Origin of the sequence: uncultured Muribaculum sp. (genome assembly GCF_910583865.1) — a bacterium.
Lineage (GTDB): Bacteria > Bacteroidota > Bacteroidia > Bacteroidales > Muribaculaceae > Muribaculum.
Genome location: NZ_CAJTYX010000063.1, coordinates 1 through 8,912 on the forward strand (window position 1 = coordinate 1; position 8,912 = coordinate 8,912).

The 8,912-nt window shown below is 52.0% G+C and carries 6 protein-coding genes; all 6 read left to right on the forward strand.

Annotation, left to right across the window (positions count from 1 at the left end):
• Positions 1-623 (forward strand): NADAR family protein (locus tag QZ303_RS10265; protein WP_295732436.1); only part of this gene is annotated, 623 nt, incomplete at its 5' end.
• Between the two features lie 356 nt (positions 624-979).
• The gene (locus QZ303_RS10270) at positions 980-2,779 is read left to right on the forward strand and encodes a LysM peptidoglycan-binding domain-containing protein (protein WP_295732438.1); all 1,800 of its coding nucleotides are present in this window, start codon (positions 980-982) and stop codon (positions 2,777-2,779) included.
• A 44-nt stretch (positions 2,780-2,823) separates the two neighbouring features.
• The gene (locus QZ303_RS10275; RefSeq protein WP_295732440.1) at positions 2,824-3,498 is read left to right on the forward strand and encodes a porin family protein; all 675 of its coding nucleotides are present in this window, start codon (positions 2,824-2,826) and stop codon (positions 3,496-3,498) included.
• 61 nt (positions 3,499-3,559) lie between these two features.
• Positions 3,560-5,044 carry a 4Fe-4S binding protein gene (locus tag QZ303_RS10280; protein ID WP_295732441.1) on the forward strand — a complete coding sequence of 495 codons (1,485 nt, stop codon included), beginning with the start codon at positions 3,560-3,562 and terminating at the stop codon, positions 5,042-5,044.
• Positions 5,045-5,074: 30 nt separating this feature from the next.
• Positions 5,075-6,487 (forward strand): aldo/keto reductase, encoded by a 1,413-nt coding sequence (locus tag QZ303_RS10285; protein ID WP_295732443.1) that lies wholly within the window; start codon positions 5,075-5,077, stop codon positions 6,485-6,487.
• An 11-nt stretch (positions 6,488-6,498) separates the two neighbouring features.
• Entirely contained in the window at positions 6,499-8,775 is a 2,277-nt protein-coding gene (locus tag QZ303_RS10290; RefSeq protein WP_295732445.1) for a GH92 family glycosyl hydrolase, read from the forward strand.
• The last annotated feature ends 137 nt before the right edge of the window (positions 8,776-8,912 follow it).

Below are 8,912 nucleotides of genomic sequence, written 5' to 3' on the forward strand. Positions count from 1 at the left end.
ATTTCACTAAAAATCCGACAGCCCGGTATTTCACTTTTGTTTTTAAACAACCTCTAAATATGATGACACGAGATGATCTTATAGGTAAAAACTTCGGCAAGGATGACTTCGTCTTTTTCTGGAGTCACAGAGACCGAGAATCACAGATTGGCAAGAATTGCCTAAGCCAGTGGTATGTCCGTCCATTTATCGTTGATGGAATCAGCTACAACTGCATGGAGCAATACCTCATGGCCGAGAAAGCCCGTCTCTTTGATGATGAAGATGTCGAGAACCAAATAATGAAGGAGTCGAATCAGACGATCATAAAGAAACTCGGGCGTCAGGTGCATGGCTATGACGATGCAGTTTGGTCGAAAGTACGACAGCAGATATCAATCAGAGGTAATTACGAGAAGTTCTCCCAGAATGAGGATCTTAAAGAATATCTTCTTTCTACAGAGGATAAGATTCTTGTCGAAGCCAGCCCCAAGGACAATATCTGGGGAATTGGACTTGACGAGTTCTCGTCCGATGCCACCAGACCGGAGAACTGGCGCGGTCAAAATATATTGGGTTTCGCGCTCATGGAGGCAAGAGAAATAATCAGATACAAAAATATCTCAGTAACATGTGGAAATTAGTTTATATCATCTACTCGTTTAGGGACGAGCGGATTTTGCTCGACGAAAAAGGAGCGTAACCGTAGCTACGTGACTGATGAGGAGAGTGAAAGATGCCGTTCATAAACGAGTAGATGATCTAAATTAATTTTCATTGGCTACTTAATAACCAAAAGTATATGATTGTATATTTCTATTATCGGTCACTTCTTCAGACATGCCGCCGATTGTAGATGCTCACACTTGGAATGACGTAGGAATTTACAATTATTATAAAACACCGGAAAGGCTATGACACAAAAAATGATTATCTTTGCCGAGATTAACGGAAGTGTGCCAAACGCTCCCTGACACTCACATATCCAATATATTGCAGAATGAGTCATAACCGCTTACGCAACCGAATAGTCATAGCCGCAATGATGCTGGGGGCAACGCTTGTCGCCCCGGCTCTCGAACTGCCTACCCGTACGGTCAACGGCAATGTATGCTACTACTATGAAGTGAAACCGAAAGAGACCGTATATAACCTCGCACGGCGTTTCGGACTTACCAAAGCCCAAATCATTCAATACAACCCATCGGTAGCCGACGGACTGCGAGCCGGACAGACTCTGTATTTTCCCAAAGACGAGGTCGACAGTCTGCCCCGGCCCACAAGCCATTCCGCCACCACATCCACACAAGCCACTACCACAACCGTCCGTCCCACGAGCCATCTTGTAAAGAAGGGTGAGACAATCTATGGCATCAGCCGTCAATATAACATCGCGGAGGCTGATCTTATAGCGGCAAACCCAAAACTGGAGACCTCCGGGCTGAAATATGGCAGCGTGCTCACCATCCCCCAAAAAGAGATGCCGACAGAGACCTACGAGCCATCATCCTCCGTCGATACGCACGCATACAAGACTCCGACTATGGAAATGCCGGAGGCACCGCAATCAACCATCACTCCAGCAACTTATCCGGAACCCGACAACGTCAGTGAAACATACGCAACTCCCGACACTGCCCTTTCGGCCATACGGCCCGTGCAACCGCAGGTAGAAGATTCCACCATCCTGTACCCCCTTGAGACACGCCTGCCACAGGCCGAGGAGAAAAACGACACGCTGCGCATGACGGTGATGCTCCCGTTCATGCTCTCCTCACAACGTCCCGACAAGCAGGCACAACTTTATACCGAGTTCTACCGAGGCATACTCATGGCAGCCGATTCACTTCGCAGCCACGGAAAACCGATGGTGATTTCCGCATACGACACTGCTGCCAGCATCGACACGGTAAACTCTATCCTCTCCAACGGAGACGTAGCCCGATCTTCGGTCATAATCGCCCCCGACGACGAGCTACAATTGGGACGCATAGCCTCATTCGCGTCAGAGAACGGATGTAAAGTCTTTAACATCTTCGCAGTGAAGAGCATCCTCTACAACACAAATCCCGCCATGATGCAAGCCAATATACCCCACTCCGACATGTATGACACGGCTGTAAATGGCCTCCTCTCAGAGTATCAGGACTATACTCCAGTGATTCTCGTGCCAGGAGAAGGTGGAAAGACCGACAAGACGGAGTTCCAACACCGCCTGCGCGACAAGGCTACTACGAATGGCCGCGAAATTATTGAGATCAGTTACAACGGAGTGCTCAAGCCATCTGACATCGAGCAACTTAGAAAAGATGCCCGCTACATCTTCATCCCGTCATCAGGCACTCAGACGGAATTTTCCCGAATAATCGGCACTTTGAAGAATTACAAGGAAAATCTGGAGGATTACAACGGAGCGCGATTGTTCGGTTATCCCGAATGGATTACATTCCGGGGAGAAGCGCTCGACAACATGCGCTTCATGAACACGACAATCTATTCACGCTTCTACAACGATGAGAGCTCACTGAGGACAAAGGACTTCACCGCCGACTACTCGCGATGGTACGGCGCGCCGATGATGAACGCCATCCCCGTGCAGGGTATACTCGGATTTGATGCCGGCATGTATCTCATACGTGCCCTTAACGATTCCGACGGTTTCCCTTCCGGCATGCGATACAACGGTATTCAGAGCGACTTCCTATTCGGCACAGAAGGCGACGGTCATGGCCACGTAAACAAGGCACTTTATCTTGTCAACTTCCGCCCATCGGGAATCACTGAAAAAATCAGCCTGTAATGATGAGTCCCAAGAGACATATTTGCATAAGTCTCCCCGTACGCATGGCAGTCATCCTGGCCATAATACTGGCATCAGTATATGGCTCCGCGTCGGCACAGGCACACTACAATTCAAAGTTCTCCATCGGCGGCCATGCGGGAATAACCATGTCAAAGATGTCATTCACTCCCAGCGTTAAAGAGTCAATGGTGATGGGTAACATGGCAGGCGTGCAACTGCGCTATTGGGAAGAACGCAATTTCGGACTGTTAGTGGAAATCAACTATGAACAGCGAGGTTGGAAAGAGGATTTCGAGGAATCCCCCTTCTCATTCGAGCGTAAACTCGATTATATCCAGGTGCCGTTGCTCACCAACATCTTTTTCGGAGGCAGACATGTCAACGGATTCTTCAACCTCGGACCTGAGTTCGGCTACATGGTCGGCACAAGCTATTCGGCCAACTTCAACGTGCACGACATCGCCAACATACCCGATTTCCCGCCAAACCGCGAGACCGACCAACTGTGGATGGAACCGACTAAGAAATTCGATTACGGCATATCGGCAGGCGCGGGAATCGAGTTCATCATAAAGAAACGACACCGCATCCACCTTGAGGGACGCTACTACTTCGGCATCGGCAACATATTCCCCGACGAGCGCAAGGACACCTTCTCGGCATCGAGAGGCACGTCGATAATGGTGACCCTCGGCTATTCCTACCGCATCAAGTGACCCCGCTCATAGCAATGTCATGCGGCAACAGTTATCTCGAAAACCTTATTATTATCACATTTTGGCTAATTATATAAAAATCATCCGAGTAATACTGGCTTTAGTAGTATTTTCGGCAATCACGCTGCTGTTTCTCGATGTCACCGGGACAGCTGCGGCATCCTGGGGATTTCTCGCACGCTGGCAGTTAATCCCGGCGATACTATCGCTCAACGTGGCCGTATTGGCCGGGCTGTTGCTCCTGACCTTGATATTCGGAAGAGTATATTGCTCGGTGCTGTGTCCTTTGGGAATCATGCAGGACATCGTGGCGCGCATCCGCCATACTGTCATGCCACGCAAACGCTATTCCTACTCACGCGCCATGACCTGGCTTCGCATCGCCATGCTTGCGCTGTTTGTAATCCTTATCATTCTCGGCATGACATCCATAGCGGGCCTTATCGAGCCGTACAGTGAGTTCGGACGTATAGTAACGGCGCTTTTCAAGCCACTGTATGTCGATGCCAACAATCTGATGGCAGCCCATGAGGCAGCCGACAGCTACCGTTTCACACATGTCGATTATGCCGTTCCGGCGTTTATGATAGTCATCGTGGCGATGACATTGGCCGTAGTGGCTGTCATGGCATGGACAGGCGGACGCACGTATTGCAACACAGTGTGTCCTGCCGGTACGATTCTCGGCTACCTCTCCCAGTTCTCATGGCTACGCCCGGTCATCGACCATTCGAAATGCGTCAGTTGCGGCGCATGTGCCCGTAAATGCAAAGCTTCATGCATAGACTCAAAGAAAGGAGAGATTGACTACACACGTTGCGTCGCCTGCATGGATTGTCTCGACTCATGCAGCAAAAAAGCCATAAGCTATTCACCACGAACCCGAGGCATAACGAAAAAAAGATCTAACGAACCCGACGGGGCACGCCGCGATTTTCTCACGGCAGGGTTGCTTCTTGCCGGAACTATGGCCCTCAAGGCACAAGAGAAGAGTGTCGACGGAGGCCTCGCCCCTATCGCCGACAAGCTCAAGCCGCAGCGTCGCGTGCGCATCACACCGCCCGGTTCGATAAGCCACCGCAATCTCGCCTCACGCTGCACGGCATGCCAGCTGTGTATCACAAACTGCCCCAACGGCGTATTGCGTCCGTCCTCCGACCTAACCACATTCATGCAACCCGAGGTCAGCTACGAGAAAGGCTATTGCCGTCCGGAATGCACTACATGTAGCGACGTGTGCCCGGCAGGTGCTATCCTGCCTCTGCGCAAAGAAGAGCGTACAGCCACCCAGGTAGGTCATGCAGTATGGGATTCGACTTTGTGCATCGCCTCCACCGAAGGAGTGCATTGCGGAAATTGCGCGCGCCACTGCCCGGCAGGAGCGATAACGATGGTCGCCGCTGACGCATCCGACCCCGACGGGGTAAAGATACCGGCAGTAGACACCGAGCGATGCATAGGCTGCGGCGCATGTGAGAACCTATGTCCGGTACGCCCCTTCAGCGCTATCCATGTAGAAGGCCACGAGGTGCACCGCAAAGTATAATACCTCTTTTATAATCCACGCACACAATCCATGAAAGGAAACGACAAAAATATAACGCGCCGCTCATTTCTGAAAGCGCTCGGTGTCGGAGCAGCTTCCGCAACCATGATTTCATGCCGCCGGAAGATAGCAGGTGGTGATTCATCGACCTCCGTAGCGCCGGCAACACACCGGGGAGATGCCGGCACCGGCCCTATGACCATGCGCGTCAATCCCTCCACCGGCGACTCCGTAAGCATCCTCGGGTATGGATTCATGCGCCTGCCGGAAATCGAGGATACCAAAGGAGAGAAAGTGATTGACCAGGAACAAGTGAACCGACTGGTAGAGCACGCCATGAAAAATGGAGTCAATTACTACGACACGTCGCCCGTCTATTGCAAGGGACAAAGTGAACATTCCCTCGGCATAGCCCTCAGCCGATATCCGCGCGAAAGCTACTATATAGCCACTAAACTGTCGAATTTCTCGCCAAAGACATGGCCTCGCGAGGAATCAATAAAAATGTACCGCAACTCCCTGCGGGAACTCCGGACAGATTACATCGACTACATGCTTCTCCATGCCATCGGCCAGGGCGGCATGGAAGCGTGGAACAACCGCTATATCGCCAACGGCATACTGGATTTTCTTGTGGCGGAACGAAAGGCCGGACGCATACGCAACCTGGGATTCTCCTATCATGGTGATATCGAAGTATTCGACTATCTGCTGAAGATGCACGATGAAGGTTCGGTAAAGTGGGATTTCGTACAGATCCAGCTCAACTACCTCGACTGGAGACACGCCAAGGAACTGAATGAACGCAACACAGATGCCGAATACCTTTACGGGGAACTACACCGACGTGGCATACCTGCCGTCATCATGGAACCGCTGCTCGGAGGCCGTCTCGCGTCGGTCAACGACCACGTGCTCGCCGAATTCAAGCGTCGACGTCCCGACGACAGCGTGGCATCATGGGCATTCCGGTTCGCGGGCACTCCCGAAGGGGTGCTGACTGTGCTCAGTGGGATGACCTACATGGAACATCTACAGGATAACCTGCGCACATATTCCTCACTTGAGCCTTGCACTCCCGACGAACTCGACATGCTTGATTCAGCCGCAGACTACATCGCCAAGTTCCCCACCGTGCCATGTACCGCATGCCAATATTGCATGCCTTGCCCCTACGGGCTCGACATACCGGCCATCTTCTCCCACTACAACAAGTGCATCAATGAAGGCCGCGTGCCTTCCTCCTCCAAGGATCCGGAATACGAGCGTCTGCGGCGCGCGTTTCTTGTCGGATACGACCGCGCAGTGCCACGCCTGCGTCAGGCCGACCATTGCATCGGTTGCCGCCAATGCGTCAAGCATTGCCCGCAAGGCATATTCATACCCGGCAAAATGGAAGAGATAGACCGCTACGTAGAACAATTGAAACAAAACATCCTTTAACCCCTCTACCAATGCACAAATCAAAGTTATTAGCCACATCTCTACTTGCCGTGCTCGTAACGGCGGCATGCGGCACATCGGGAAAACAAGCCACGTCCGACTACACCGCATATGTAGACCCGTTCATCGGCACAGGCGGCCACGGCCATACATTTCCCGGACCGGTTCTGCCAAACGGCATGATACAGCCAGGTCCTGACACCCGTATCAACGGTTGGGATGCCTGCTCGGGATACCATTACAGCGACACTATCATAAACGGCTTCACCCAAAGCCATCTAAGCGGCACCGGATGTGCCGATTACGGTGATTTCCTGATAATGCCCACAGTCGGGAAACAGGAAATAGACCCGCAGATCGACACCCTTCAGCATCGGCCGTTCGCCTCCGAATTCTCACATGCCGACGAGGTGGCCGTTCCCGGCTACTACTCGACGTTCCTCAAACGCTATGGAGTAAAAGCTGAAATCACATCGACCGAACGTGCAGCCATATATCGCTTCACTTTCCCGCAGAGCGATGATGCGGGCTTTATAGTCGACATCGACTATTCCATACAGAACCAGACCAATCTCGACATGAAGGTCGAATTTGTTGGCGACACAGCCATACGTACCTACAAGATGTCTAAGTACTGGGCTTTCGACCAGCAGCTTGCCATGTATGCGGTATTTTCCAAGCCTTTCACCCATGAAGTCCTGAACGACACCGTCACAGGGAGCAAGGGTGACATGCAGATACGCTGCAAGGCACTTCTAAAGTTCCCTGACACTGAAAAAGATGAGACCGTATTTGTCAAAGTCGGAGTCTCTGCCGTAGACTGGGACGGAGCGGAAAAGAATCTCATGGCGGAAATTCCCGGCTGGGACTTCGATGCCGTGAAAGATGCCGCCAATGACAAATGGAACGCATATCTGTCGACCATCGACATAACAGCCGACGACACCGACAAAGAGATATTCTATACGGCCATGTACCATGCCGCCATCGCTCCAGGACTCTTCATGGATGTAGATGGCCGCTATCTCGGCATGGACCGGAAAATCCATCAGGGCGATCCGACCAAACCGGTCTACACCATATTCTCTCTATGGGACACACATCGCGCACTGCATCCTCTGCTGACTATCATTGATCCGCAGCTCAACAACGAATTCATCAACTCCCTCCTGCTCAAATACGACGAAGGCGGTCTGCTCCCCATGTGGGAACTTGCCGGCAACTACACGGCTACCATGACAGGCTATCATGCCGTATCGCTCATGGCCGATGCCGTGGCAAAGGGAATAGCCGATTTCGATGTCGAGAAAGCCTACCGTGCCGGCGTGCGGTCATCCATATGGGACACCACCGGAATTGTCACTCCGGAAAAGGTGAAGCTTGCACTCATGCCGCGTTCGAAAGAGTATAAGAACACCCTCGGATTCATCCCCTGGGACAAGGAACACGAATCCGTGGCCAAAGGCCTTGAATATGCCTACAATGACTGGTGTATCTCCCGCCTCGCGGAAGCTGCCGGCGACTCGGCCGGAATGGCGGAATACGACCTGAAAGGCGAAGCATACCGCCAGTATTTCGACCCCGTCACAAGATTCATGCGTGGAAAAGACGAGAAAGGCAAGTGGCATGAGCCATTCAATCCCCGCTCCTCCAATCATCGTGAGGATGACTATTGCGAAGGCACGGCATGGCAATGGACATGGTTCGTCCCCCACGATGTCGATGGCCTTATGACCTTGATGGGCGGTGCCGACAAGTTTACCGAGAAACTCGACTCTCTGTTCACAGCAGATTCGACCCTCGAAGGCGAACTGGTATCAGCCGACATATCGGGACTCATAGGCCAGTATGCCCACGGCAACGAGCCGAGCCACCATATAATCCACCTGTACAACTACGCCGGCCACCCGGAGCGCACGCAGGAGCTGGTCGACAAGGTGCTGAAAGAGCAATATCATGCCGATATCGACGGACTGTCGGGCAACGAGGATTGCGGACAGATGTCGGCATGGTACATACTTAACTCCCTCGGATTCTATCAGGTATGCCCCGGCAAGCCGGTATATTCCATCGGACGTCCATGGTTCCCCCACGCCACAATCAACCTCCCGGGCGGAAAGACCATAGAAATAAAAATAGACAACTACTCAAAGGACAATAAATACATCAAGTCGGTGAAACTCAACGGCAAACAGCTCGACCGACCCTTCTTCACCCACTCCGACATTGCCAACGGCGCAATCTTCGAGTACGAGATGTCCCCCACTCCCTCCACCTCCCTCCGCTAACCGACCTCATCACTATCAAAACAAACGCGGGTGTGCCGGATTTGACACACCCGCGTTTGCTTCGTAAAAATAAGCCCTGATAGTGCACACGGCAGACGCATCTTAAATAACCTTAACGGCTGTTGACCAATAAAAAC

What these genes read in the sequence shown, in the direction of transcription:
- QZ303_RS10270 (WP_295732438.1), top strand. Translation starts at nt 980, where the DNA reads ATGAGTCATAACCGCTTACGCAACCGAATAGTCATAGCCGCAATGATG.
- QZ303_RS10275 (WP_295732440.1), top strand. Translation starts at nt 2,824, where the DNA reads ATGGCAGTCATCCTGGCCATAATACTGGCATCAGTATATGGCTCCGCG.
- QZ303_RS10285 (WP_295732443.1), top strand. Translation starts at nt 5,075, where the DNA reads ATGAAAGGAAACGACAAAAATATAACGCGCCGCTCATTTCTGAAAGCG.
- QZ303_RS10290 (WP_295732445.1), top strand. Translation starts at nt 6,499, where the DNA reads ATGCACAAATCAAAGTTATTAGCCACATCTCTACTTGCCGTGCTCGTA.